Annotated in this window: 26 protein-coding genes; 5 read left to right on the top strand and 21 right to left on the bottom strand. The window is 67.4% G+C overall.

The window, feature by feature from the left end; all coding sequences use genetic code 11:
• Nucleotides 1-2 precede the first annotated feature (2 nt).
• The 3 genes from GL279_RS14180 to folK all read right to left on the bottom strand — a co-directional run bounded on the left by GL279_RS14180 (nt 3) and on the right by folK (nt 3,181).
• Nucleotides 3-2,120 carry a RelA/SpoT family protein gene (locus tag GL279_RS14180; RefSeq protein ID WP_155065295.1) on the bottom strand — a complete coding sequence of 706 codons (2,118 nt, stop codon included), beginning with the start codon at nt 2,118-2,120 and terminating at the stop codon, nt 3-5.
• Nucleotides 2,121-2,145: 25 nt separating this feature from the next.
• Nucleotides 2,146-2,502 (bottom strand): DNA-directed RNA polymerase subunit omega, encoded by a 357-nt coding sequence (rpoZ, locus tag GL279_RS14175; RefSeq protein WP_155065294.1) that lies wholly within the window; start codon nt 2,500-2,502, stop codon nt 2,146-2,148.
• Between the two features lie 85 nt (nt 2,503-2,587).
• Nucleotides 2,588-3,181 (bottom strand): 2-amino-4-hydroxy-6-hydroxymethyldihydropteridine diphosphokinase, encoded by a 594-nt coding sequence (gene folK, locus GL279_RS14170; protein WP_155065293.1) that lies wholly within the window; start codon nt 3,179-3,181, stop codon nt 2,588-2,590.
• Between the two features lie 12 nt (nt 3,182-3,193).
• On the opposite strand from folK, the gene GL279_RS14165 reads away from it, so the two are divergent.
• Both GL279_RS14165 and GL279_RS14160 read left to right on the top strand, forming a co-directional pair.
• A complete protein-coding gene (locus GL279_RS14165; protein WP_343039818.1) occupies nt 3,194-3,754 on the top strand; it encodes a LabA-like NYN domain-containing protein in 561 nt (186 codons plus the stop codon).
• Between the two features lie 71 nt (nt 3,755-3,825).
• On the top strand, nt 3,826-4,797 hold the full coding sequence (locus tag GL279_RS14160) for a glycosyltransferase family 8 protein (protein ID WP_170293986.1): 972 nt from the start codon (nt 3,826-3,828) through the stop codon (nt 4,795-4,797).
• 71 nt (nt 4,798-4,868) lie between these two features.
• Here GL279_RS14160 and GL279_RS14155 read toward each other — a convergent pair whose 3' ends face one another.
• The 3 genes from GL279_RS14155 to GL279_RS14145 all read right to left on the bottom strand — a co-directional run bounded on the left by GL279_RS14155 (nt 4,869) and on the right by GL279_RS14145 (nt 8,797).
• Complete coding sequence (locus GL279_RS14155; RefSeq protein WP_155065291.1) at nt 4,869-6,329, bottom strand: peptidoglycan -binding protein; 1,461 nt, start codon at nt 6,327-6,329, stop codon at nt 4,869-4,871.
• Nucleotides 6,319-8,160 (bottom strand): coiled-coil domain-containing protein, encoded by a 1,842-nt coding sequence (locus GL279_RS19700; protein ID WP_425495609.1) that lies wholly within the window; start codon nt 8,158-8,160, stop codon nt 6,319-6,321. Before GL279_RS19700 ends, GL279_RS14155 begins: the two co-directional genes overlap by 11 nt.
• A gap of 88 nt (nt 8,161-8,248) precedes the next feature.
• Nucleotides 8,249-8,797 (bottom strand): gamma-glutamylcyclotransferase, encoded by a 549-nt coding sequence (locus GL279_RS14145; RefSeq protein ID WP_155065290.1) that lies wholly within the window; start codon nt 8,795-8,797, stop codon nt 8,249-8,251.
• Nucleotides 8,798-8,888: 91 nt separating this feature from the next.
• Between GL279_RS14145 and GL279_RS14140 the strand changes: the two genes are divergently transcribed.
• Nucleotides 8,889-9,968, top strand: coding sequence for a DUF2125 domain-containing protein (locus tag GL279_RS14140; protein WP_170293985.1), 1,080 nt, complete (start codon nt 8,889-8,891; stop codon nt 9,966-9,968).
• A gap of 18 nt (nt 9,969-9,986) precedes the next feature.
• Here the strand turns inward: GL279_RS14140 and GL279_RS14135 are convergent, their stop codons facing one another.
• The 11 genes from GL279_RS14135 to yajC form a co-directional block, all read right to left on the bottom strand.
• Nucleotides 9,987-10,910, bottom strand: coding sequence for a prephenate/arogenate dehydrogenase family protein (locus GL279_RS14135; protein ID WP_155065288.1), 924 nt, complete (start codon nt 10,908-10,910; stop codon nt 9,987-9,989).
• Nucleotides 10,907-12,013: a histidinol-phosphate transaminase gene (hisC, locus tag GL279_RS14130; protein WP_155065287.1), complete on the bottom strand. Its 1,107-nt coding sequence runs from the start codon at nt 12,011-12,013 to the stop codon at nt 10,907-10,909. Before hisC ends, GL279_RS14135 begins: the two co-directional genes overlap by 4 nt.
• A gap of 122 nt (nt 12,014-12,135) precedes the next feature.
• Nucleotides 12,136-12,654 (bottom strand): DsbE family thiol:disulfide interchange protein, encoded by a 519-nt coding sequence (locus GL279_RS14125; RefSeq protein WP_155065312.1) that lies wholly within the window; start codon nt 12,652-12,654, stop codon nt 12,136-12,138.
• A gap of 13 nt (nt 12,655-12,667) precedes the next feature.
• Nucleotides 12,668-12,811, bottom strand: a complete 144-nt coding sequence (gene ccmD / locus GL279_RS14120; protein WP_155065286.1) for a heme exporter protein CcmD — start codon at nt 12,809-12,811, stop codon at nt 12,668-12,670.
• Nucleotides 12,808-13,533, bottom strand: a complete 726-nt coding sequence (ccmC, locus tag GL279_RS14115) for a heme ABC transporter permease CcmC (protein WP_155065285.1) — start codon at nt 13,531-13,533, stop codon at nt 12,808-12,810. Before ccmC ends, ccmD begins: the two co-directional genes overlap by 4 nt.
• Nucleotides 13,534-13,585: 52 nt before the next feature.
• Nucleotides 13,586-14,242 (bottom strand): heme exporter protein CcmB, encoded by a 657-nt coding sequence (gene ccmB / locus GL279_RS14110; protein WP_155065284.1) that lies wholly within the window; start codon nt 14,240-14,242, stop codon nt 13,586-13,588.
• Complete coding sequence (gene ccmA, locus GL279_RS14105; RefSeq protein ID WP_155065283.1) at nt 14,239-14,871, bottom strand: heme ABC exporter ATP-binding protein CcmA; 633 nt, start codon at nt 14,869-14,871, stop codon at nt 14,239-14,241. The genes ccmB and ccmA overlap by 4 nt, the downstream gene beginning before the upstream one ends.
• Nucleotides 14,868-15,224, bottom strand: a complete 357-nt coding sequence (locus GL279_RS14100) for an Mth938-like domain-containing protein (RefSeq protein WP_155065282.1) — start codon at nt 15,222-15,224, stop codon at nt 14,868-14,870. Before GL279_RS14100 ends, ccmA begins: the two co-directional genes overlap by 4 nt.
• Nucleotides 15,224-16,219, bottom strand: coding sequence for a protein translocase subunit SecF (secF, locus tag GL279_RS14095; RefSeq protein ID WP_155065281.1), 996 nt, complete (start codon nt 16,217-16,219; stop codon nt 15,224-15,226). Before secF ends, GL279_RS14100 begins: the two co-directional genes overlap by 1 nt.
• Before the next feature lie 12 nt (nt 16,220-16,231).
• Entirely contained in the window at nt 16,232-17,899 is a 1,668-nt protein-coding gene (gene secD / locus GL279_RS14090) for a protein translocase subunit SecD (protein ID WP_155065280.1), read from the bottom strand.
• A 15-nt stretch (nt 17,900-17,914) separates the two neighbouring features.
• On the bottom strand, nt 17,915-18,247 hold the full coding sequence (gene yajC / locus GL279_RS14085) for a preprotein translocase subunit YajC (protein WP_155065279.1): 333 nt from the start codon (nt 18,245-18,247) through the stop codon (nt 17,915-17,917).
• Nucleotides 18,248-18,504: 257 nt separating this feature from the next.
• On the opposite strand from yajC, the gene mazG reads away from it, so the two are divergent.
• Both mazG and GL279_RS14075 read left to right on the top strand, forming a co-directional pair.
• Complete coding sequence (gene mazG / locus GL279_RS14080; RefSeq protein ID WP_155065278.1) at nt 18,505-19,344, top strand: nucleoside triphosphate pyrophosphohydrolase; 840 nt, start codon at nt 18,505-18,507, stop codon at nt 19,342-19,344.
• 5 nt (nt 19,345-19,349) lie between these two features.
• Nucleotides 19,350-20,264, top strand: a complete 915-nt coding sequence (locus GL279_RS14075; protein WP_155065277.1) for a phosphotransferase — start codon at nt 19,350-19,352, stop codon at nt 20,262-20,264.
• Here the strand turns inward: GL279_RS14075 and dusA are convergent.
• The 4 genes from dusA to GL279_RS14055 form a co-directional block, all read right to left on the bottom strand.
• Nucleotides 20,234-21,175, bottom strand: coding sequence for a tRNA dihydrouridine(20/20a) synthase DusA (gene dusA / locus GL279_RS14070; protein ID WP_155065311.1), 942 nt, complete (start codon nt 21,173-21,175; stop codon nt 20,234-20,236). The genes GL279_RS14075 and dusA overlap by 31 nt on opposite strands.
• Before the next feature lie 162 nt (nt 21,176-21,337).
• Nucleotides 21,338-22,447, bottom strand: coding sequence for an HlyD family secretion protein (locus GL279_RS14065; RefSeq protein WP_155065276.1), 1,110 nt, complete (start codon nt 22,445-22,447; stop codon nt 21,338-21,340).
• Nucleotides 22,444-24,120 carry an MFS transporter gene (locus GL279_RS14060; RefSeq protein WP_246175323.1) on the bottom strand — a complete coding sequence of 559 codons (1,677 nt, stop codon included), beginning with the start codon at nt 24,118-24,120 and terminating at the stop codon, nt 22,444-22,446. The genes GL279_RS14065 and GL279_RS14060 overlap by 4 nt, the downstream gene beginning before the upstream one ends.
• Nucleotides 24,117-24,548, bottom strand: a complete 432-nt coding sequence (locus GL279_RS14055; RefSeq protein ID WP_155065275.1) for a MarR family winged helix-turn-helix transcriptional regulator — start codon at nt 24,546-24,548, stop codon at nt 24,117-24,119. Before GL279_RS14055 ends, GL279_RS14060 begins: the two co-directional genes overlap by 4 nt.
• Between the last annotated feature and the right edge of the window lies 1 nt (nt 24,549).

Here is a 24,549-nt window from a genome sequence, read left to right as displayed (position 1 = left end):
AGCTATTCCACATGCGCCAACGGGTCGCGGATGCGCGAGACCTGCGCCACGTCCTGTTCGGCATCCAGCGCCGTCAGCAGCGCGTGCAGATGCTCACGGTCGCGCAGCTCGACCTCGATGCGCAACCGGTAGAAATCCGGCTTGCGGTCGAGGAATTCCAGATCCGAGATATTGGCCCCCTGCCCGCCGATCAGCGAACAGATCCGCCCCAGCACCCCAGCATCGTTGCGGATGGTCAGCGACAGTTCGGTCGAATAGGCGGCGGGGTGCTGGCCCTCGCGCCAATGCAGGTCGACCCAACGGTCGGGGCTGTCCTCGAACTCGGCCAGAACCGGGCAGTCGATGGCATGGATCACCACGCCCTTGCCGCGATAGGTGATGCCGACGATGCGTTCGCCCGGCAGCGGGTTGCAGCACGGCGCGCGGGTGAATTCCTGATCCGCCTCGAGCCCCGCCACGCCGCGCTTGGCGTCGATCTCGGAGCGTTTGGCGGCAAGTTCGGGATACAGCGCCGACAGCACCTCATGCGCCGAGATCTCGGCGCTGCCGATGCGGGCCAGCAATTCGTCGGTATCGGGCAGTGCCATGGTCTTGGCCGCCGTGCGCAGGGCCTTGTCGCTGACCTTGCGGCCGACATGCTCAAAGGCCACGCGGGCCAGCTCCGAGCCCAGCTTGATGAAGCGGGTCCGGTCCTCTTGCCGCAGGCTGCGCCGGATCGCGGCCTTTGCCCGGCCCGTCACCACGATATCCAGCCAGGTCGGCTGCGGCCGCTGCCCCGAGGCCGAGATGATGTCCACGGATTGCCCGTTCTTCAGCCGGGTCCACAGCGGCACCCGGATGCCGTCCACCTTTGCGCCGACGCAGGAATTGCCCAGCCGGGTGTGGATCGCATAGGCGAAATCGATCGGCGTCGCGCCTTTCGGCAACGGGATCACATCGCCCTTGGGCGAGAAGCAGAACACCTGGTCCGAATACATCTCGAGCTTCACATGCTCGAGGAATTCGTCGTGATCCTCTTCGCCGAAGCGTTCGGTCAGGCTCGCGATCCATTCGCCCGGATCGACGGCAAAGGGGTTCTCGGTCCGCGCACCGTCGCGATAGGCCCAATGCGCGGCCACGCCGGATTCGGCGACCTCATGCATCTGGCGGGTGCGGATCTGCACCTCGACCCGCTTGCCGTCGCGGCCCGAAACCGTGGTGTGGATCGAGCGGTAGCCGTTGGCCTTGGGCTGGCTGATGTAATCCTTGAACCGGCCCGGCACGGCGCGCCAGCGGTGATGGATCACGCCCAGCGTGCGATAGCAGTCGGCCTCGGTCCGGGTGATGATGCGGAACCCGTAGATGTCCGAAAGCCGCGAGAAGGACAGCTGTTTTTCCTGCATCTTGCGCCAGATGCTGAACGGCTTTTTCGCGCGGCCATAGACGTCGGCCTCAATGCCCTCGCGCTCCAGCTCGGCGCGGATATCGGCGGTGATCTTGGGGATCACATCGCCGGATTCGCGTTGCAGGCTGACAAAACGGCGGATGATCGAGTTGCGCGCCTCGGGATTGATGACCTTGAAGGCCAAATCCTCAAGCTCTTCGCGCATCCATTGCATGCCCATGCGCCCTGCCAGCGGCGCATAGATATCCATGGTCTCGCGCGCCTTTTGCAGCTGCTTTTCCGGCCGCATCGACTTGATCGTGCGCATGTTGTGCAGCCGGTCGGCCAGCTTGACCAGAATGACGCGCAGGTCGCGCGACATGGCCATGAACAGCTTGCGGAAGTTCTCGGCCTGCTTGGAATGCGCGCCGGACAACTGCAGATTGGTCAGCTTGGTGACGCCATCGACCAGATCGGCCACCTCGCGTCCGAACATCTGCGACACCTCGGCCCAGGTCGAGCGGGTGTCCTCGATCGTGTCGTGCAGCAGCGCGGTGATGATCGTGGCATCGTCCAGCCGCATCTCGGTCAGGATGGCGGCGACAGCGACGGGGTGGGTGAAATAGGGCTCACCCGAATGGCGGAACTGCCCTTCATGCATGCGACGCCCATATTCATAGGCGTCGCGGATCAGGTCGGCATTGGTACGCGGATTGTAGTTTCGAACCAGCGCGAGGAGGTCTTCGACGTCGATCATTTGTTGTCGAAAACCTCGATCAGTCTCAGCCGCGGCTGTTCGCTTCCAGCATCATGCGCAGCATGCGCTCTTCGGATTCCTCGTCCACCGGCTTCGGCCGGTCGATTTCGGCACCCAGCAGCAGCGCCATCGCATCCTCTTCGGGCTCGTCGACCTCAATCTGGGTCTGGGTCGCCTCGATCATGCGCTCGCGCAGCTCGTCCACGGGCTGGGTTTCGTCAGCGATCTCGCGCAGCGAGACCACCGGATTTTTATCATTGTCGCGGTCGACGGTCAGCGGGCTACCAGCAGCGATTTCGCGCGCGCGATGGGCAGCAAGCATCACCAGATCGAAACGGTTCGGAACCTTGTCGACGCAATCTTCGACTGTTACGCGGGCCATCGGTCACCTGTGGCTTGGAATCGGGTTTCGCTTGGAATCGGCAAGCAGGGCGAAGCCGGATACTTCGGCCCTCGCCTTGCGAATGTCAAGCGTTCAGCGTGGTCATATCCTGCAAAGCCTGCGCTGGCAAGGCCGCCAGCATCTGCGCCACGCTCAGCCCCAGCCGCGGATGCCGCCAGCCGGGCGCGATCTCGGCCAAAGGCGCCAGCACGAAGCCGCGATCCTGCATGCGCGGATGCGGCAGCACCAGCCGGTCGGGCGCGATCCGTTGCTGCTCGTCCGGCGACAGCGCGCGCCAGGCATCCTGAAACCCGGCATCGGGCAGCACCGCATCGCCCCATGCGATCAGGTCCAGATCGATCCCCCGCGCCTGCCAGCGCCCGCCGTCACGCAACCGGCCCAAGGTTGCCTCGATCCGGTGCAGGATCGCCAGCACCGCTTCGGCGGAATGGCGGGTGGTCAGTGCCACCGCCGCATTCACGTAATCGGGCCCGCTGCCCAAGGGCCAGGCAGGGCTGCGCCAGAATCGGCTGACTGCGCGCAGCTCGAACCCCGATTCGGCCGCCAATTGCCCGATTGCCCGGCGCAGGGTAGTCTCGGGCCGACCTGACGAACTAGGTAGGTTTCCGCCGAGGGCAACCAAGGCTAACGTCTCGTCAAGTAATGAGTTCTCATTCATATCGAGGGTATCGTGTTTTACAAGGACGACCGGCTGGCATTGTTCATTGACGGGTCGAATCTCTACGCAGCCGCAAAGTCGTTGGGGTTTGACATTGATTACAAGTTGCTGCGGCAAGAGTTCGAGCGCCGCGGCAAGCTGATCCGCGCCTATTACTACACCGCGCTGCTGGAAAACGAGGATTATTCGCCGATCCGGCCGCTGGTCGACTGGCTGCATTACAATGGCTATTCGATGGTGACCAAGCCGGCGCGCGAATACACCGACAGCATGGGCCGCCGAAAGGTCAAGGGCAACATGGATGTCGAGCTGGTGGTGAACGCCCTGGAGCTGGCGCCACGTCTGGATCACGCGGTGCTGTTCTCGGGCGACGGCGATTTCCGGCCGCTGGTCGAATCGCTGCAACGTCAGGGGGTGCGGGTCTCGGTGGTCTCGACCATGCGCAGCCAGCCGCCGATGATCGCCGACGAATTGCGCCGTCAGGCCGACAATTTCATCGAGCTGGACGCGCTGCGCGACATCATTGGCCGCCCCCCGCGCGAACCGGCGCCGCAGCAGCAATCCGAGACCTGAAGGCCCGCGTTGGACAAGCCTTGCGGCAGCCCCTAAACCGGTCAAGCCGCCGGCTGCATAGGACCATGCGCATGCCCCTGACCCCGATCTTCAGTCCGGGTTTCGCGCCCCGCCATTCCACGGCGGTCATCGTCGCCTGCGACGCCAATTACCTGCCCTATGCGGCAACGCCGGCGCTGGCCATGGCCGCCGCCGGCCATGCCCATGACGTGCTGATCGGTGGCCCCGAGCCGGTCGCCCTGCCCCCGGTCCTGACAGCCGCCGGGATCGGCCATGTCGCGGCGCGCGACGACGCGCTGCTTGATGCGCTGCCGCTCGACGCCCGCCGCTCGCTCGCGACCTATATGGAGCTGTTCCTCGGCCATGCGCTCCTTGGCCATTACCGGCGCATCCTCGTGATCGACGCCGATATCCTCTATGAGCGCGGCGACCCCGCCCGGCTGCTCAATGCCGACATGCTGGGCCGCGCGGTGGCGGCGGTGCGCGACAACCGGCAATGGCGCACCCCCGGTCGCAAGACGCGCGAGTTCCAGAAACTGGGCGAGCCCGCGCATCCCTATTTCAACGCCGGCGTGGTGATGATCGACACCCAGGCCTTCGCCGCCCAGAACCTGCCCGCCCGCGCCGCCGATTTCGCCCGAAGCCACCTCGCCGGCCTCGGCCGAGATCAGGCGCTGATGAACGGCATCCTGAAAGGCGACTGGGCCGAGATCAGCCCGCTTTGGAACTGGCAGTTCACCACCGCCTCGGCGCATCTGACCAGCATGGCCGATCCCTGCCTGATCCATTTCATCGGCACCCGCAAACCCTGGCTCGACAGCGCGCAGGGCGTGGTGCCGATGCGGATGCGCGACGCCTTCGGCCGGGTGCTGGCCCAGCATTTCCCCGCAACCCCGCAGGTCGCGCAATCCGGCCGCCGGCACTGGCCCGAGCCCGGCGCCCTGCGCGCCGCCCTGTTCCGGCAATGGCGCGCCGCCGGACCGATGATCCGCTACCTCAACCGCTTTCCCGATCCCTACACCCTGCTCGACCCGCGCAGCTAAGCCTGGCCCCCGCATCGCCCAACCGCCGGCTTTCACCATTTCCCAAATACCCATCTTGCCAAGGGCAGGGTTCAGCGCTCGGTCAGCTTCAGCTCGATGCGGCGGTTCTGGGCCATGGCTTCGGGACTGTTGCCTTGCGCCACCGGGCGGGTATCGGCAAAGCCTGCGGGCAGCAGCCGGCTGGCCGGAAAGCCCAGATCATCGACCATATAGCGCACCACTGACAGGGCGCGGGCTTGGCTCAACTCCCAGTTGTCGCGATAGCGCCCCTGCCCGGACAAGGGCTGGCTGTCGGTATGGCCATCGACCCGGATGATCCAGTCGATCTCGGGCGGGATCTCTCCGGCGATCTGCTTGAGCGTATCGGTCACGCGGGCGATCTGCGCCTTGCCCTCGTCCGACAGCGTCGCCTCGCCCGCCGGGAACAGCACCTCCGAGGAAAAGGCGAAACGGTCGCCCACCACGCGCACACCCTCGCGCCCGGCCAAAATCTGCGACAGCCGGCCAAAGAATTCCGAGCGGTAGCGCGTCAGATCCTTGGCCTCGGATTCCGCCTTTTGCCGGGCCGCTTCCTCCAGCGCCCGGCGCTGCCGCTCTTCCTCGGCGGCCCTCACCAGCGCCACGTTCAACTGCCGGCCCAGATCCTCGACCTTCAGATCGGCGGCGGTCTTGTCGTCACTGGCGCTTTGCAGGATCGCCTTCAGGCTGCCCAGCTGGTCGTTCAGCGCCTGCACCTGCTGGTTCAACAGCGCCGTGCGCCGCTGATCCTCGGTCGAGGCCGATTGCTGCGCGCTCAGCTTCTGCTGCGCCAGCGCCAACAGCCCGGCCTGACGCTCGGCCTCGCTGGCCTGCGCCTCGGCCTTGTCGCCCAGCTCCTTCTTGGCGGCCTCGGCGGCCGCCAGCAGAGTCAGCGTGGTCTCGGCCTTCTTGCGCGCCTCTTCCAGCGCCAGCGTGATGGCCGACAATTCGGTATCGGACTTGTCCAGCCGCTCTTGCAGGGCACGGGCGGCGGCGGCATCGGCCAGACGCTGCGCCTCAACATCCGAAAGCTGCTGCCGGGTCTGGTCCAGCGCGGCGCCAGTGTCCTCGCCACGCTTGCGCAGATCGGCGACCAGCGCCTCCAGAGCATCGCGCCGGGCCGCCGCCAGCCGCGCCGCCTCGGTCTGGGCATCGACCTCGGTGCGGGCCTCGGCCACCGCCGCCTCGGCGGCCTTGGCGCGCAGGCGCTCGGCGGCCAGATCGCGGTCCAGCACCTCGGCCTCGTGCCGCGCGGTCGACAGCGACTGACTCAACAGTGCCACACGCTCGCCCAATTGCTGCAATTCGCTGTCCTTGCTGGCGACAACATTGCCCAGTTGCTTCAATTCGCTGTCCTGCGAGGTGATGCGCTCGCGCAGCACCGATTGCAGCACCATGAAAATGGTCAGCGCAAAGATCAGCACCAGAAGCAGCGTCGACATGGCATCGACAAAGCCCGGCCAGATCGTGGCCGAGAACCGCTCGCGCCCCTGCCCGTGCCGGCTAAGCCCCATGGCGCCCGCCCATACCCGTCGCGCCTGTGCTCATCGCCTCCAGCGCGCGAATGGCGCGGGTCAGCGCCGCCAGATCCTCGCGCAGCTCTGAAATCAGCCCGTCGCGGTCGCTGGCAGCCTCTTCCAGCAGCCGGCCCAGCTGCACGTCGATCGAGCGCAGGCGCATCCGCGCCTCGGGGTCGTCCTGCGGGGTGACGCGGGTTTCGGCCAGTTCGACCAGCCGGTTCTGCCCCTCGGCCAGCCGCGACAGCGCGCGGTTCAGCGCCGCCATCTGCGTCGGATCGGTCTCACCCGTCGGCCGTTCGGCCAGTTGCGCCAGCCGGTTCTGGCTGTCGGCGATGCCCGCCAAGGCCTGTCGCATGTCGCCGGGCAGATCGGAACCGGGCGCCTGCGCGACCAGCTCGGCCAGACGCTCCTGCCCCTCGGCCAGCCGGGCCAGCGCCTGTTCCAACCCCTGCGTCAGCCCCTCCAGCCCGGCATCGCGCGCGGGGGTCGCCAACTGCAGGATCCCGGCGGCCAACCGGTCATGGCCGGCACTCAGCTGTTTCAGCCCCTTCAGCAGCGCCGGATCGGCCGCAGGCGGCGCTGCCAGCCGCTCTTGCCCCTCGGCCAGCCGCTGCAACCCGTCCAGCAGCGCCGGGTCAGAGCGCCCGACGGTGCCCGCCAGCGCCTCTTGCCCCTGGGCGATGCGGTCCAGCACCGACAGCAGCCGCGATTGCGCCTCGGTCGTGGCCTCACGCTCGGCCAGCAGCTGCACGGTCAGCCGGTCACGATCCGAGCCGAGCAATTCAACCAGCCGGCTGACCTGATCGGCCAGCGCGATCGAGCGCGCATCGGCATCGGCGGCCTCTTCGTCACGCAGCAGGTCGCGGTCGGCGTAATAGGCCTGCAACCCGTCCAGCCGCGCGCCGAACCCGTCCAGAAACTCGACCAGCGCCGCTTGGTCCAGACCGCCCTCGCCGCCGGCAAAGCCGATGCGGGTAAAGCTCGACAGCCATTCTTCCAGTTCGCGGTAAAAGCGGTTCTGGCCATGGCTGGCGAACAGCTCCAGAAGCCCGACCACCAGCGAGCCGGCCAGCCCCAGAAGCGAGCTGGAGAAGGCCGTGGCCATGCCGCCCAGCTGGGTTTCCAGCCCGTGCATCAGCTTGTCAAAGACCTCGACCCCGCTTTGCCCCTGATCGGGGGCGAGGGTGCGGATGGTCTCGACAATGGCCGGCACCGTGGTCGCCAGCCCATAAAACGTGCCCAGAAGCCCCAGAAAGATCAGCAGGTTCGCCAGATAGCGCGTGATGTCGCGCGCCTCGTCGATCCGCGTCGCCACCGAATCCTGAATCGAGCGCGCCGATTCGGTCGAGATCGCCCCCAGCGCCGGTCCGCGTGCGCCCAGCATCGCGGCCAGCGGCGCCAGCAGGCGCGGCGGCACATCGGTGGCGGGCTCGCCCACCAGGGCGGGGCCGGCATGGCTGGCGGCGAAACGCTCGATCCAGCTGACGGATTTCACCAGCTGCGCCACCTGCCAGAAACAGGTCAGCACCCCCAGCGCAAAGACCAAGAGGATCGCGCCATTCAGAAGCGGGTTGGCGGCAAAGATCGGCAGGATGCGGCCATAGGCGAACCAAGCGCCGGTGCCGACCAGCGCCAGCACGATCAGCATCAGCACGACCTGCCGCACCGGCTGCGAGAAATGCGGCTCCAGAAGCGGGCGCCCCTGCCCCGGCGCGCGCCGGGCGCTTAGCCGGGCAGCACGCGCGCGCCGGCCTTCGCCGGGGTCGGTGGTCTGCGGATCGCGCCGCGCCGGGTTTTCGGGCAAGTCACTGTCGGTCTCGGGCAAGGTCAGCCCCCGTTCGCATGGATTTGGCGCGAGTGTAGAGGCCGCCTCGCCTGATGCAAGCCAATCGCGGGCATTTGCCGCGAATGGCTTAGAGCTCGCGCCCCGCCGCGTTCAGCCCCTGCACCAGCCCGACCAGCGCCGCGATATCGCCATCCTCGACGCCCATTTCGGTCAGATGCCGCGCGGTATTGAACAGGTAATCCGCATTCGGCCCCCGCCCGCCCGAGGATCGGGCGATGATCCGGGCCTGCGCCTCAAGATCCAGACCGCCGACATATTGCTCATGCGCGCGGTCGATCACATAGGCCACGGCCTCGACACGGCGGCCGTCGTCCAGAAGCAGCGGCAGCACCCGCTCGGCATAGGCATAGGTGGTCAGTTCGCGCGCACGCAGATCCGCCAGCACCTGCGGCCATTCGGCCTCGGCCACGCGCAGGGCCAGCCCGCGGCAGGCGCCCGCCGCTTCGGCATCCAGCCCCAGCACCAGCCCCGGCGCCTCGACCGTGCCGCGATAGACCACGGATTTCAGACAAAAGCGCCGCACATAGCCCTGCACGCTGGCCAGCGTCACCTCGGCCGGCGCAAAGCCGGGATCCCACATCAGCGACCCATAGGCAAAGACCCAATGTCCATCCATGCTTACCACCCCGGCCGCCCGGCCTTTTCCTGCGCCCAGACTTAGGACAGGATGGCGGGCAATCCAAGCCGGCCCTGTAGACGGAGTCCCCATGCGCCTTTTTACCGTGATCCTGCTGCCGCTGCTGATTCTTGCCGCGATTCTTGCCGGTGTCTGGCTGGGGGGCGAAACGCTGGCCGCCCGTGAACTTGCGCGGCTGTCGCAGGCCGGGCTGGGCTTCAGTGCGACCAGCATCACCCCGCTGCGCGACCCTAGCCGCATCGGCGTGCATCTGACCGGGGCCGGGCTGACCGGAACGGCGGGGCAGCTGCATCTGGCCGAGGCCGATCTGTCCGTCAAGCCGCTGTCGCCCACGGTGCTGCGGCTGGACCTGCCCGCCAGTGCCAAGGTCGATCTGGGCGCCGGCCCGCAGGATCTGGGGCTCAGCGATCCGCGCGCCAGCCTGCGGCTGCTGCCCTTGTCGGGGCTGGTGCCGGGGCGGCTGGGCGTATCGAGCGGGCCGATGACACTGGACGGCACGCCGCTGGCCGAAAAGCTGGTGCTGAACGCCCAGCTTGCGCCGCTGGGCCATGACGCGCCGCCGGCCAGCGTCTCGGCCTATGACATCAACCTGTCGCTGCAGGGCCTGTCACCGCAGGCGCTGCCCGAACTTGCCGGCGCCGCCGAGGCGCTGAACGTCTCGGGCACGCTGGCGCTGATCGGTCAGGGGCGGCTGTGGCTGGACGCGGCGCCCACGCCGATGGTGCTGGCCGGGGGTCATCTGCGGCCCAGCGGCCTGCGCATCGACGGGGCCGAGCTGCAATTCGGGCCGCTGACCGCGCGCGTCGTCGGCATGTTGCGCCCCGATGCCCAAGGCCGGGCCGAGGGCGCGCTGGCGATCTATACCGCCGATGCCGGGCCGGTGCTGGATGCGGCGGCGGGGGCCGGCATGTTGCCGGGCTCGGCGGTCAAGCTGGCCGGGACCATGCTGCGCAGCCTGTCGGCCATGCCGATGCCTGGCGAAGCCGATGGCGATGACCCGGCCAAGCCGCGCTCGATCAACTGGCCGGCCCCGACCGCCGGGCAATTGCGGCTGCCGATCCTGTTTGCCGATGGCCGCATGAGCTTTGGCCCGATCCCGCTGGGCCCGGCCCCGGCGTTTCCGGCGCCGATTGCCGGCGCACAGCCCTAGCCGCCCGGGCGCCGCCCCTTAGTCGCGCGGTGCCGGCGCCCGGCCGAAATCGGGCGCCGACGTATCCTGCCCGGCCTCGATGATGCCGCGCCGGATCGCCCGGGTGCGGGTGAAATAGTCGAACAGATGCTGGCCGTCGCCCATGCGGATCGCGCGCTGCAGCACGAACAGCTCTTCGGTGAAGCGGCCAAGGATATCCAGCACCGCATCCTTGTTCTGCAGGAACACGTCGCGCCACATCGTCGGGTCCGAGGCGGCGATGCGGGTAAAATCCCGAAAGCCGGCGGCGGAATATTCCACCACTTCGCTTTCCGTCACGCGCTTGAGGTGATCGGCCACGCCGACCATCGTATAGGCGATCAGATGCGGCGTATGGCTGGTGACGGCCAGCACCAGATCGTGATGCGCGGCCTCCATGCGCTCGGTCTTGGCACCAAAGGCCTGCACCAGCCTTTCCAGCCGCGCGATCGCCGCTTCATCGACATCACCCGCCGGCGTAAACAGCCACCAACGGTTGCGAAACAGGCTGGGAAAGCCCGAACGCGGGCCTGAATGTTCGGTCCCGGCCAGCGGATGGCCGGGGATGAAATGCACATTCTCCGGCAGATGCGGCGCCACCGCCTGCACCACCGCCTCCTTGACCGAACCGACATCGGTGACTGTGGCGCCCGGCTTCAGATGCGGGGCAATCTCGGCCGCAACCGCCGCCATCGCGCCCACCGGCACCGCCAGAACCACCAGATCCGCGCCCGCGACCGCGGCGGCAGCCGTCTCATGGACGGCATCGACCAGCCCGATCTCCAGCGCTACGGCCCGCGTCTCGGCCGAACGGGCATGGCCGACGATCTCGCGCGCCAGCCCCTTTTCGCGCATCGCCAGCGCCATCGAGCCGGCAATCAGCCCCAGCCCGATCAGCGCCACCCGCTCATAGATGACGCTCATGCCACGGCCCCGGCGCGCGTGGCCATGAACTGGCCGATGACATGCGCCACCCGCCGGCACGAAGCCTCGTCGCCCACGGTGATGCGCAGGCAATGCGGCAGGCCATAGCTTGCGACCTGACGCACGATCAGCCCCTCGGCCTTCAGCGCCTCATCGCAGGCCGTCGCCGTCGCCACATCGGCAAAGCGCGCAAGGATGAAATTCGCGGTCGAGGTATCCGAAGGCACACCCTTTTCGGCCAGCGCCTCGGCCAGCCAGACGCGCATGCGGGCATTCTCGGCCTGACAGCGCGCGACATGCTCGCGGTCGCGCACGGCGGCCTCGGCGGCCTCCAGCGCGGCGCTCGACAGGTTGAAAGGCCCCCGGATCCGGTTCAGCACGTCGATGATCTCGCGCGACCCATAGCCCCAGCCGATCCGCAGCCCGCCAAGACCGTAGATCTTGGAAAAAGTCCGCGTCATCACAACGTTCGGCAGGCGCGTGGCCAGCTCGGCACCGCCGTCATAGCCACCGACATATTCGGCATAGGCGGCATCGATGACCAGAATCGCCTGCGGCACGGCGCGGGCCAGCCGCTCCAGCTCGGGCAGGCCGATCATGGTACCGGTCGGGTTGTTGGGGTTGGCGACAAAGATCAGCCGCGTGCGCTCGGTCGCACCGGCGATCAGCGCATCGACATCGGTCACACGCTCATGCTCGGCCACCTGCACCGGCGTCGCGCCGGCGGCCTGGGCCGACACCCGATACATCAGGAAACCATGCTCGGTGAACAGCACCTCGGTCCCCGGCCCGGCATAGGCTTGACACAGGAAATGGATGACCTCGTCCGAGCCGACGCCACAGACAATCCGCTCGGGATCCAGACCATGCACCTCGCCGATGGCGGCGCGCAGGCTGGCATGATCGGTATTGGGATAGCGATGCAGCTGATGCGCCGCACGCACCACCGCTTCGCGCGCCTTGTCAGAGGGTCCGAAAGGGTTTTCGTTCGAGGACAGTTTCACCACATTCTCGACGCCGGCAACCTTGGCGGCACCGCCTTGGTAAAGCGCGATTTCCATGATCCCGGGTTGCGGGGCGATGGTCGGTTGGTTCTGCGACATGTTGGGCCTCTTGCAAGCCCAGCCGTCATAGCCCCGGCGTTGCGGCTTGGAAAGTCCCCCGCGCGCCCGCGACCACCCGCCGCAGCTTCACCATTTTCCAAATACCCATGCGACGGTGGCCATCACTCGGCGGCGCGGGCCTTTTCCAGCTGCGGCAGGAAACGGTTGGTGAAATCCTCGCGCACCAGCGGCCCGGCATGGCGATACAGGATCTTGCCCTCGCCATCGACGATAAAGGTCTCGGGCGGCGCGGTCACGCCCCAGTCGATCGCCACCCGGCCGCGCGGATCGGTGGCCACGGCGCGGAACGGATTGCCATGCTCGGCCAGAAAGGCGCTGGCATTGGCCTCGGGATCTTTCAGATCGATGCCATAGACGGGCAACTGCTTCGAAAGCTCGGTCAGGGTCGGATGCTCGGCCCGGCAGGGCGGGCACCAGCTGGCCCAGAAATTGACCAGCTTCACCCCCGGCTGGCGCAGCATCTCGTCGGTCAGCTGCGCGGTGTCCGGCAGCGTCTGCGCACCGACCGGCGGCGCCACGCGCCCGGCGATGGCCGAGGGCAGCGCCTCGGGGTCGGTGCGCATCAGCGCCCAACCGGCCATGGCGGCAAAGCCGGCGAATACCGCCACCGGCACCAGCATCATCGGCGAAATCCTAGCCACGGCCCTCGTGCTCCTCCAGTTCGCGCCGCGCACGGGCATTGGCGCGCAGGCTTTGCCCCACGATGCCCAAAAGCAGCAGCAGGCTGATGCCATAGGCGCCCAGCACGGTGCCGGCGTATTTTCCCAATTCGATCATGCGCGGTTTTCCCGGGCCAGCAGGGCAGCCAGACGGCGGCGGCGGATCTCGGTGCGGGTTCGCAGCAGCACCAGCGCCAGAAACAGCAGAAAGAACCCCAGCATCGAAAGATACAGCGGGTATTTATAGACCGCCGACATCCGCTCGCCCGGCGCCACCGACAGCGAGGCGCCCTGATGCAGGCCCTGATTCCAGAAATTCACCGCATAGCGCGACAAAAGCGCAAAGACCGAGCCGACCAGACACAGCACCCCGGTCAGATCGGCGGCGCTGTCGGCATCCTCAACCGCAGCCCAAAGCGCGATATAGCCCAGATAGAACAGGAACAGGATCAGGAACGAGGTCAGCCTCGGGTCCCATTCCCACCATGTGCCCCACATCGGCTGGCCCCAGATCGCCCCGGTGATCAGTGCGATCAGCGTCATCACCGCGCCCACCGGCGCCGCCGCCTTGGCGGCCAGCGCGCTGACGTGGTGGCGGCGCACCAACCAGATCAGTGACATCACCAGCATCATTAGCCAACCGTTGATCGCCATCAGCGCCGCCGGCACATGCAGGAAGATGATCTTGACCGTCGCGCCCTGCCGGTAATCCTGCGGCGTCAGAAAGCCCCATGCCAGCCCGGCCACGCAGCAGACCACAGCTCCGCCCGCCACCCAGGGCAGGACGGCGCCCGAGGCGCGCATGAACTTGACGGGGTTGGCATATTCCCAGATCGACATGGTTCCTCCCTAACCCGGCCGTCAGCGTCGCTCAACTGGACTCATGTCGCAGTCACCGCAGATTGACCCGCAGCGCCGCCGCCGAGGCAAAGGGCATCAGCGCCAGCACCGCCAGCGTGATCGCAGCCAGAAACAGCAGCGGCGTGCCCGGATCGGCGCCAATCGCACCGCGCCGCACCGCCTCGGCGCCAAAGATCAGCGTCGGCACGTAAAGCGGCAGCACCAGCAACGACAGCAAAAGCCCGCCGCGCCGCAATCCCACCGTCACCGCCGCCCCGAACGCGCCCAGCACCGACAGCGCCGGCGTGCCAAGCGCCAGTGACAGCACCAGCCATGGATAGGCCGGTCCCGGCAGATGCAAAAGCAGCCCCAGCACCGGCGCAAAGATCACCAGCGGCAGGCCAGTGACCAGCCAATGCGCCAGCGCCTTGATCGCCACCACCCCCTCCAGCGGCAGCGGCGCCGTCGCCAGCAGATCCAGCGAGCCGTCCTCATGGTCCAGCGCAAAGATCCGGTCCAGCGACAACAGACAGGAGAGCAACGCGCCCACCCACAGGATGCCCGGCGCGATGCGGGCCAGCGTGCCGCCCTCGGGGCCGACGCCAAAGGGCACCAGCGTGCACAGGATCAGGAAAAATGCCAGCGCAAGGCCAAAGCCGCCCCCGGCCCGCACCGCCAGCCGCAGATCGCGCCACAAAAGCGCCTTCATGCGAATGCCTCGTTGAATCCGGCCGGACGGTCCGCCTGCCTGCCCGGCATGGCGCGATAGGGCGTCAGATCCAACAATCGAGCCTCGGGCAGGCCCAAATCGATATGGGTCGCGATCACCGCCGCCCCGCCCTGCCCCAGATGCCCGCGCAGCATGGCGGCAAACAGCCCGACCGAGGCCGCATCCAGCGACACCGTCGGCTCGTCCAGCAGCCAGACGGCGCGCCCAGTGACAGCCAGCCGCGCCAGCCCCAGCCGCCGCTTTTGCCCGGCCGACAGCATATGCGCCGGCCGCGCCGCCAGTTCCGTCAGGTTCATCGCCGCCAGCGCCGGCCCGACCGGGGCACCGCCAAAGACGGCCGACCAGAATCCCAGATTCTCGGCCACGCTCAGCGCCGGTTTCAACCCATCGGCATGGCCGGCATAGGCCAGCGTATCGGGATCGCAGATCACCTCGCCCGCGACCGGCCTTTGCAACCCGGCCAGCGTGCGCAGCAGCGTGGTCTTGCCCAGACCGTTCGGCCCGCGCAGCACCAGCGCCTGCCCCGGCGCCAGCGCGAAATCCAGCGCCTCGACCAGCCGCAGCCCGCCCCGTGCCACCGCAAGGTCACGGACTGCCAGCAGGCTCATAGCGCGATCAGCGCGCAGGCGACGCGCCGGCCCTCGGACAGGGTGACATTGTAGCTGCGCGCCGCCGAAGGCGAACTCATCGCTTCGACCATCACGCCCACGGCGTCCAGCGCAGCGGCCAGTGCCTTGGGCGCAAAGGCCGGCTCGGCCCCCATGCCCAGAAACAGCACATCCGCCTTGCCTGCCAAGGCCAGCAGGGGCGCGTGATCGTCAAGCCCAGCCCAAGGCAAGACGCCCTCGGCGGTGACGATCACGGCGCCGTGATAGACCTTGCCGCCGACGCGAAAGAAACCGGGGCCATAGCCGTCCACCGGCACCGCGCCCAGAAATTCGGTCGGCGTCATCGTCGTCATCAGGGCGCATCCCGGAAGGCGGCGGGGATGTCATCCGCCGCAGCCTTTTCCTTCTTCTCGCCCGGCTTGGTCCAGTCGCGTTTGACGCCCAGCCGCAGCACGATGTTCTTGGCGACATAGACGGTGGAATAGGCCCCGACGAACACCCCCCACAGCATCGCAAAGACGAAACCGCGGATCACGTCACCGCCAAAGATCATCATCGCGCCAAGCGCGAGGGCCGTGGTAACGGCGGTCATCACCGTGCGCGACAGCGTCTCGTTGACGGTCAGGTTCATCACGTCGATCAGCGGCATGGTCTTGAACTTGATCAGGTTCTCGCGCAGCCGGTCGAACACGACCACGGTATCGTTGACGGAATAGCCCAGCGTGGTCAGCAGCGCCGCGATGGTGGTCAGGTCGAACTTCAGCTGGAACAGCGAGAAGATGCCGATGGTCAGCAGCACGTCATGCAGGATCGAGACCACGGCCCCCAGCGCGAATTGCCATTCGAACCGCAGCCAGATGTAGAACATGATCGCGATGGTGGCCGCGCCGACCGCATAGAAGGCGGTCTTGATCAGCTCGCCCGAGACCTTGGGCCCGACCGATTCCACGGCGGCAAAGCGCACCTGCGGATCGACCTGCTTCAGCGCGCCCTCGATCTCGTTGAGCTGCGCCGGCGTCACCGAGCCGGTGGCATCGGTGGTGCCGATGCGGATCATCGCCACATGCTTTTCGGTGCCGAAGCTGGGGTCAAAGACCTCGGTGATCGACAGATCGCCCAGATTCAGCTTTTCGATGGCCTGCCGATAGTCGCCGACCTCGAAATTGGTGCTGCTCTCGGTGCGGATCGTGGTGCCGCCCTTGAAGTCAATGCCGAAATTCAGCCCCATCACCAGCGTGATGACGACCGAGGCCACCATCGCCGCCGCCGAGATGCCAAAGGTCAGCCACTGCCAGCGGAAGAAGTTGAAGTTGGTTTCGTCGGGAACGAGTTTCAGACGGAATGCCATGGTCCTGCTCCCTTACAGAATCAGTTGCTTGGGCTTGCGCGCTTGCAGCCAGAACACGATCATCAGCCGCGTCAGGTAGATCGCGGTAAAGACCGAGGTCACAAGGCCGATGGTCAGCGTCACGGCAAAGCCCTTGACCGGGCCGGAGCCCAGAAAGAACATCACCATGGCCGCGATGAACGAGGTCACGTTGGCGTCGATGATCGCCGACATCGCCTCGTTGAAACCATCGTCGATGGCGCGCACGACGCGCTTGCCGCGCCGCAGCTCTTCGCGGATGCGCTCATAGATGATGACGTTGGCATCGACCGCCGTGCCCACGGTCAGCACGATCCCCGCAATGCCGGGCAGCGTCAGCGTTGCGCCCATCATCGACATGACCGCCAGGATCAGGATGACGTTCAGCACCACCGCGATCGAGGCGAGCACACCAAAGAAGCCATAGCTTGCGATCATATAGGCCACGACCGCCACGGTCGCGATGATCGAGGACAGGCGACCGGCGTCGATCGAATCCTGCCCCAATTCTGGGCCGATGGTGCGTTCTTCCAGAAAGGTCATCTCGGCCGGCAGCGCGCCCGCACGCAGCAGGACCGCCAGCCGTGTCGATTCCTCGACATTCATCGCCCCCGAGATCTGGCCCGAGCCGGTGGTGATCGCCGCCCGGATGACCGGGGCCGAAATCACCTGCCCGTCCAGCACGATGGCAAAGGGCTGACCCAGATTGGCCGAGGTATAGGCCCCGAACCGCTTGGCGCCCGAAGGCCCAAAGCGGAAATCGACCGCCGGCTGGCCGTTCTGGTCGAACGAGGGCCGCGCGTCGGTCAGATCCTCGCCGGTGACGACCGGGTTTTCTTCCAGCGTGTAATAGACCCCGGTCTCGTCCATCGAGGGCAGCACGATCTGCCCCTGCCCGGCGCGGGCATTGGCATCGGTGCCCCGGCCCACGACCGGGTTGAAGGTCAGTTTCGCGGTGGTGCCGATCAGCTGCTTCAGCTCTTCGGCCGAACCGATACCGGGCACCTGGATCAGGATGCGGTCCTTGCCCTCGCGCATGATCGTCGGCTCGCGCGTGCCGACCTCGTCGATACGGCGGCGGATGATCTCCAGCGATTGCTGCACGGTGCGGTCATCGGTCGCAGCCTTCTCGGCATCCGACAGCTGCACGGTCAAGCGGTTGCCCGCGCCCGACACGGCGATGTCGGACTGGCCGGCCCCGGTCAGCGAGGCCACGGGCGTGGCCAGACTGCGCGCGATCTCGACTGCCTTGCCGATCTGGTCGGCATTGCCGATCTCGACCACCAGCTGGCTGTTGTCATTGGTGGCGATGCGGCGGACGGCGCCCACCGTATCGCGCTGCGCCACCAGCGCATCGCGCAGCTCGGGCCAGGTCTGGTCCATCCGCGCCTTGTAGACATCCGCGACATGCACTTCGCCCAGCAGGTGGGCGCCACCGCGCAGGTCCAGCCCAAGGTTCACCAGCCCCGAGGGCAGCCAGTTCGGCCAACCGGCACGGGCGGCGACATCCTCGGGGGCCTCGACCCCGCTGCGCTCGATGTTCTTGATGGCATCATTGTGCTGTTCGACCCTGCCGTAGAACAGGTTCGGCATTGCATAAAGCAGGCCCAGGGCGATCAGCCCCAGGATCAGCACGCGTTTCCATGTCGGGATCTGTAGCATGTCCGGCCAGAAGCCTCAGCTGTTGGCGGCGACGGGCGCAGTCTTGGTGACCAGCCCGGTGATCGACGAACGCACGACGCGGGTCTTGACGCCGGGGGCGATCTCGACCTCGACCTCACCCTCGCGCACGGCGGTCACCTTGCCGATCAGCCCGCCCTGGGTCACGACCTCGTCGCCCTTCTTCAGCGCCTCGACCATGGCGCGATGCTCCTTCATCCGCTTTTGCTGCGGGCGGATCATCAGGAAATACATGATGACAAAAATCAGGATCAGCGGCGCGAATTGCGCGATGCTGGCGGCGCCAGAAGGTGCACCGGCGGCCTGAGCATAAGCGGGGGTCACGAACATGGTTTGATCCCTTTTCGGAAAGTTGGCCCGGGCGATCCCCCGGCGGAATTGGCGCGCACCCTATAGACGCGTCCGGGGGATGGCAAGAAAGCGGCGACCGGCTTCGCGCCGACGCCGCCCCCTCACCATTTCCCCAATACCCCGGGGGAGTCCGCAGGACGGGGGCAGAGCCCCCTGCACATCCCGCCGGCGTGGACTCCGCCCGCCCGCTGTGGCAGCACGAAGCATCCAAACCCTTCCGAACCGACAAGGCGCGCATGACCCAAGACGCAATCCATCCCGCCCTGGCCGACCGCCTGACATCCGCCGATGAAACCGGCATCCCCCGGCTTCTGGCCATCATGGCGGCGCTGCGCGATCCCAAGTCCGGCTGCCCCTGGGACATCGAACAGGATTTCGCCTCGATCGCGCCCTATACGATCGAAGAGGCGCATGAGGTCGCCGATGCCATCGCCCGCGAGGCATGGGACGAATTGCCGGGCGAACTGGGCGATCTGCTGTTGCAGGTGGTCTTTCACGCCCAGATGGCGGCCGAGACCGGCATGTTCGATTTCACCGATGTGGTGGGCAAGATCTCGGACAAGATGATCGACCGCCACCCGCATATCTTTGGCGACGAATCCCGCGACAAATCCGCCGAACAGCAGATCCGCGACTGGGAGGCGATCAAGGCCCGCGAACGCGCCGCCAAGGCCGAAAAGGGCGTGCTCGACGGCGTGGCGCTGGGGCTGCCGGGCCTGACGCGCGCCGTCAAGCTGCAGGCCCGCGCCGCCCGCGTCGGCTTCGACTGGCCCGGCCCCGGGGATGTTCTGGCCAAGCTGGCCGAGGAAAGCCGCGAACTGGTCGAGGCCCGCGACAGCGGCGATCACGCGCATTTGACCGAGGAATTCGGCGACCTGCTCTTTGTGATGGCGAATCTGGCCCGCCATCTCGACATTGACCCCGAAGAGGCGCTGCGCATGGCCAATGCCAAATTCACCCGCCGCTTCCAAAGCATCGAAACGGCACTGGCCGCACAGGGCCGCCGCCCCGAGGACAGCGATCTGGCCGAGATGGACGCGCTTTGGGATGCAGCCAAGGCCGCCGAGCGCGCCTGAACGCCATGCAGTTGCCCCCTGCCCTGCGCGACCTGCCCGCACTTGCCGGCGCATCGGCCGTGGCGCTGCTGCGCGATCTGCCGCAGCGGCAGGTCTGGCGCATCCGGCTGCAGGGCAAGCCCGCCTATCTCAAGCATTTCCTTGGCCCCGACCGCCAGCAGGCGGCGCGCGGCGCCGAGGCGCGTCTGCGCGAGGCCGGGGCGGCGCTGGGTCAGGGCCGCAATGGCGCCGTGCAGCCGCTGTTGCTGATTGCATGGGCCGGGGTGCTGGTCACCGAACCCGCCCCCGGCCTGACACTGGGCGAGGCGCTGCGCACGGCCCCGGCCCATGCCCCGCTGCTGGCGCGCGCCGGCGAATGGCTGGCCGGGCTGGCCGCCCCCAGCCGCGAGGCGGGCAGCTTTGGCCCCCGCTTCTGGATCGACGGGCTGCATCAGCGGCTTGAGGCCACGCCCCGCGACTGGCTCGACGCCGGGCTGGTCGCCACGCATCTTTCGGCGATGCAGGAACAGGCCCCGGACCTGCGTCAGGCGCGGGTCGAACGCGCCCGGATGCATGGCGATCCGACCGGCGACAACCTGTTTCATGACGCCGCAAGCGATCGGATGACGGCCATCGACATGCAGGACTGGGGTCCGATCGCGGTGGCGCGTGACGTGGCCCGGCTGTTGGTCTGGGTCGAAAGCCGCAGCACCACCGATGCGCCGCGCCGCATCAACGGCATCGCCGCCGCCGATTATCTGGCGCTGACGGGCGTGTCCGGGCTGCTCTCGGCCGATCAGGGGCCGATCCTGCGCTTCATGATCGGCGAGCTGCTGCTGAGCTATTATCTGGAAAGCGGGCGTCAGGCCGGGCGCCGCGCCGCGCTGGCGCGCGCCATGCAGGCCTGGGCTCAGCCCAGCTCGGCCAGCGCCGCCTCATAGACCGCCAGCGCCTCGGCCGGGGTCTCGGCGCGCGAGGCGCCCTCGGACAGCACCCGCCGCCAGCCGCGTGCACCGGGCCGGCCATGGAACAGGCCCAGCATGTGGCGGGTGATCTGGTGCAGCCGGCCACCATCGGCCAGATGCGCCTCGATCCGGGGCCGCATGGCCTGCGCCACCTCGGCCGGATCGGCAAAGGGCGGCGTCTCGCCCCAGATCAGGTCCGCCTGCCCAAGGATGTCCCAAGGCTGGTGATAGGCGGCACGCCCGATCATCACCCCGTCCATCACCTGCAGATGCGCGCGCGCCGCCTCGACCGAGGTGACGCCGCCATTCAGTGACAGGTGCAGATCGGGGAATTCGGCCTTCATGCGCCGCACCAGCGGATAGTCCAGCGGCGGGATCTCGCGGTTCTCGCGCGGGGACAGGCCCTGCAACCAGGCCTTGCGGGCATGGATGATCACGCGTTGCACCCCGGCGTCACGCATCCGGGTCAGAAAATCCGGCAGCACCTGTTCGGGGTCCTGATCATCGACACCGATGCGGCATTTCACCGTGACCTCGACCGGGCTCACCGCCATCATCGCGCGGACGCAATCGGCGACCAGCTCCGGCCGGGTCATCAGCACGGCGCCGAAACAGCCCGATTGCACGCGGTCGCTGGGGCAGCCGACGTTCAGGTTGATCTCGTCATAGCCCCAATCGGTGGCGATGCGCGTGGCCTCGGCCAGCATCCCGGGTTCCGAGCCGCCCAGTTGCAGCGCCAGCGGATGCTCGGCCGCGTCGAAATCCAGAAGCCGGCCACGGTCGCCATGGATGACCGCCTGCGCCGTCACCATCTCGGTATAAAGCAGCGCGCGGCGCGACAGCAGCCGGTGAAAGCCGCGGCAATTGCGATCCGTCCAGTCGATCATGGGCGCAACGGACAGCGTCGCGCTTTGCCTGATGGCGTTTTCGGTTCTGGCCTTGTCCTGCACCGCGCGGTCCCCGCTGATCCTCACTTCCGAAAGACGCCGTCCTATAAGGCATCGCGCCGCACAAGGCGAGACGCCAAGAACGCCCCGCCCGGCGCGGACCTAGCCTTCGCGCCCCATCACCGGCGCCGCGGCATCGGCGCTTTTGCGCGTGCCCGCCGCCTGCCCGTCCCGCGCGCTCGAGCCCTGCTCGACCGTCACCACCACCGACAGGCCCGGCTCAAGGTATTCCGACCATTCCTGCCCCGGATCGATCGAGATGCGCAGCGGCAGGCGCTGCGGCACCTTGGTAAAGTTGCCGGTGGCATTGGCGGCCGACAGCAGGCTGAATTCCGAGGCGGTGGCGGGCGAGAACGCCTCGACCCGGCCGGTAAAGACCTTGTGGCGCATCGCATCCACGGTGAAACTGGCGCGGTCGCCGATGCGGATGCCATAAAGCTGGGTTTCCTTGAAATTCGCGATCACCCAGACCTCGGGCGCGACATGGCTGACCAGCGCGGTGCCCGCCGTCACATATTGCCCGACATGCACGCCGACCTGCCCCAGCCGCCCGTCCGAGGGCGCGCGGATCACGGTATTGTCCAGATCAATCTGCGCCAGTTCGACCGCCGCCTCGGCCGAGGCGATCTGCGCCTGTTTGGCGGCAAGGCCGACGCGGGCGCCGTTCACCTCTTCGCGGGCGACGGCGATGGCGCTTTCGGCCTGCGTGACGCCGGCCTCGGCCTGACGCAGCGCCAGCTGGCTTTCATCGGTCGAGCTTTGCGCGGTCACGCCGCGCGACCGCAGGGCACTGGCCCGGTCCCATGCCGATTTCGCGGTATCGCGCGCGGCTTCGGTCGCGCGCAGCGCGGCTTGTGTCGACATCAGCCCGGCCTCGGCGGAATGCACGCTTTGCTGCTGGATCTGCAGCGCCGCCCGCGCCGCCTCCAGCGTGGCCTGCGCCTGCGCCAGCTTCTGGCGATATTGGCGGTCGTCCAGCCGCGCGATCTCTTGCCCGGCGGTGACATGGGCGAAGTCCTGCACGCCGACCTCGGCGACATAGCCCGAAAGCTGCGGCGACAGCGTGGTGACGCGGCCGCGCACATAGGCGTTTTCGGTCTGCGGCTGGTCCGACTGGAACGGCGGCAGGTGCCAAGCGTAAAGCACGACCATAAGGCCGCAAAGACCCGCCAGCACGGCGATCAGGGTGGGAAGGATATGGGTTTTGTTCATGGTCGGGTCTCGGAGGGGTCGAGTTTTCTGGAAAAGGGATGGCGCAGGACAGGCAGACGGCCGACCAGCCAGTCACGCCACAGATGCAGGATCAGGGCACAAAGCGCGGCGATGGCGACCAGACCGGTCAGCCGGTAGGCGTCGTTATAGGCCATGACATAGGCCTGATTGCTGGCATCGGTGGCGATCTGGGCCAGCGCCTGCGCCTTGCGCAGCGCCGGATCACCGATCTGGCCCGCCAGCGTCGCCGCGCGCTGCGCGATTGCCTGACCCAGCTGCGGCGAGGTCGCGGACAATTCCTCGCGCAGGATCTGCAGATGCAGCGCCTGACGGTGGTTGATGAAGGTCGAGAACAAGCCCGACCCCGCGGCGCCGCCAAGGCTTTGCGTCGAAACAAAGATGACGATGAAGCTGAGGATATAATTCGGCCCGCGCGCCAGCGCCGACAGCAGGCCCTGCATCATCGCCGGGGCCATGAACAGCGCCCCGGCAAAGCCGATCATCGCCTGACTGACCATCATCTGCGCCGGGATGGTGTCGATCGTGGAATGGCTGTCCATCCATGCCCCGGCGGCGATCAGCAGCAGCGCGATCATGTGAAACAGCGGCACGCGCTCGGGCTTCATCACCGGCACCAGCGCCAGCCCGCCCAGCATGGTCGCGGCCGAGATCACCGCAAACAGCCCGACCAATTGGCCCTGCATGATGCCCAGCACCTGAAACATCCGTGGCGCGCCCGAGCTTTGCTCTGACAGCACCAGACGAAAGATCAACAGCGTGATCGTCAGATGCAGCATCGCCGGGCTGACCAGCCAGCGGATATCCAATAGCGGCGCCTTGCGATGCAGCTCGATCACCACGGCCAGCGTCAGCGTGACCACCGACAGCGCCATGATCCAGCCCAGCCATGCCACCTCGGTCCACCAATAGATCGCGCCCATGACAAAGGCGACGGTCAGCCCGCCAAAGCCCACGGCGATCAGCACCCAGCTGACCAGATCCAGCACGGCGATGGCCTTGACGCGGGGCGGCGATTTCAGCGGCAGCAGATAGACCAGCCCCAGCGCCACCCCGGCCATGCCCAGCGTCATCAGATGCAGCCCGTTCCAGCCCTGATCGCCCATCAGCGCCGGCGAGACGACCCGCGCCAGCATCGGCCCGACAAGGCTGGTCGCCAGCACCAAAGGCAGGCCCAGCCGCATCTTCCACGCCGGCGGCAGCGGTTCGAGCATGTAAAGAAAGGCCAGCGTGGACAGCGGCGCCGAGGCCATGCCGGAACAGAACTGCACCAGCAGCGCCGAGCGCAGGTCCAGAATGGCAAAGGACAGCACCGCCACGGCGGCATAGATCAGGATCGCCACCTCGGCAAAGCGGCGCAGCCCGTATTGCGCGCGGATCTTGATCAGCAAGAGCGGCATCGCCGCGCGCGGCGCCATGAAGGCCGCCATCAGCCAGCTGGCCTGCGTCACCGTCGCGCCAAGATCGCCGGCGATCTGCGGGATATTGGTGCTGACGAACCCCTGCGCCATGCCCTGCGTCAGCCCGATCAGCAGCGAGGCGCCGATATAGGCAAGGCTGCGCGGCAGCGACATCGGCTCATGCGGCGGCCGCGCCGGGGCTGCGGCGGGCTCAACTGCGGCGGGCGCCGGCTCCATGAGGGCCGCGCCACTCATTCCCGGCTGATCCGCTGGGCGTTGGCCGTCATCCGCGCCAGCACGCGGCGGGTGGTTTCCAGATCCTCGGGCGGCACGCCTTCGACCAGCGCGGCATCGACCTCGCCGCGAAAGCGCAACAGCGGCGCGATCCGCGTCGTGTCGGTCAGAAACACCGCATGTTTGCGCGCATCGCTTTCCAGCAGTCGACGTTGCGCCAGCCCCTGCGCCTCCAGCGCGTCCAGCAGACGTTTCAGCGTCGGCGTCTCGATTTCCAGCGCGGCGGCCAGCTCGGCCTGACTGGCGCCGGGGTTGCGGCCGATCGTGGTCAGCAGCCGGGCGCGGGCATAGGTCAGGTCCAGCCGCTTCACGCGCAGTTCAAAGGCGCTGCGGATGGTGCGCGTCAGGCTGAGCAATTCGTCGAACAGCGTTACGGGGCGGTCTGCCATG

Origin of the sequence: Paracoccus limosus (assembly GCF_009711185.1) — a bacterium.
Taxonomy (GTDB): Bacteria; Pseudomonadota; Alphaproteobacteria; order Rhodobacterales; family Rhodobacteraceae; genus Paracoccus; species Paracoccus limosus.
Note: the sequence above shows the minus strand (reverse complement) of the source record. Positions and strands in the feature narration are given on the sequence as shown.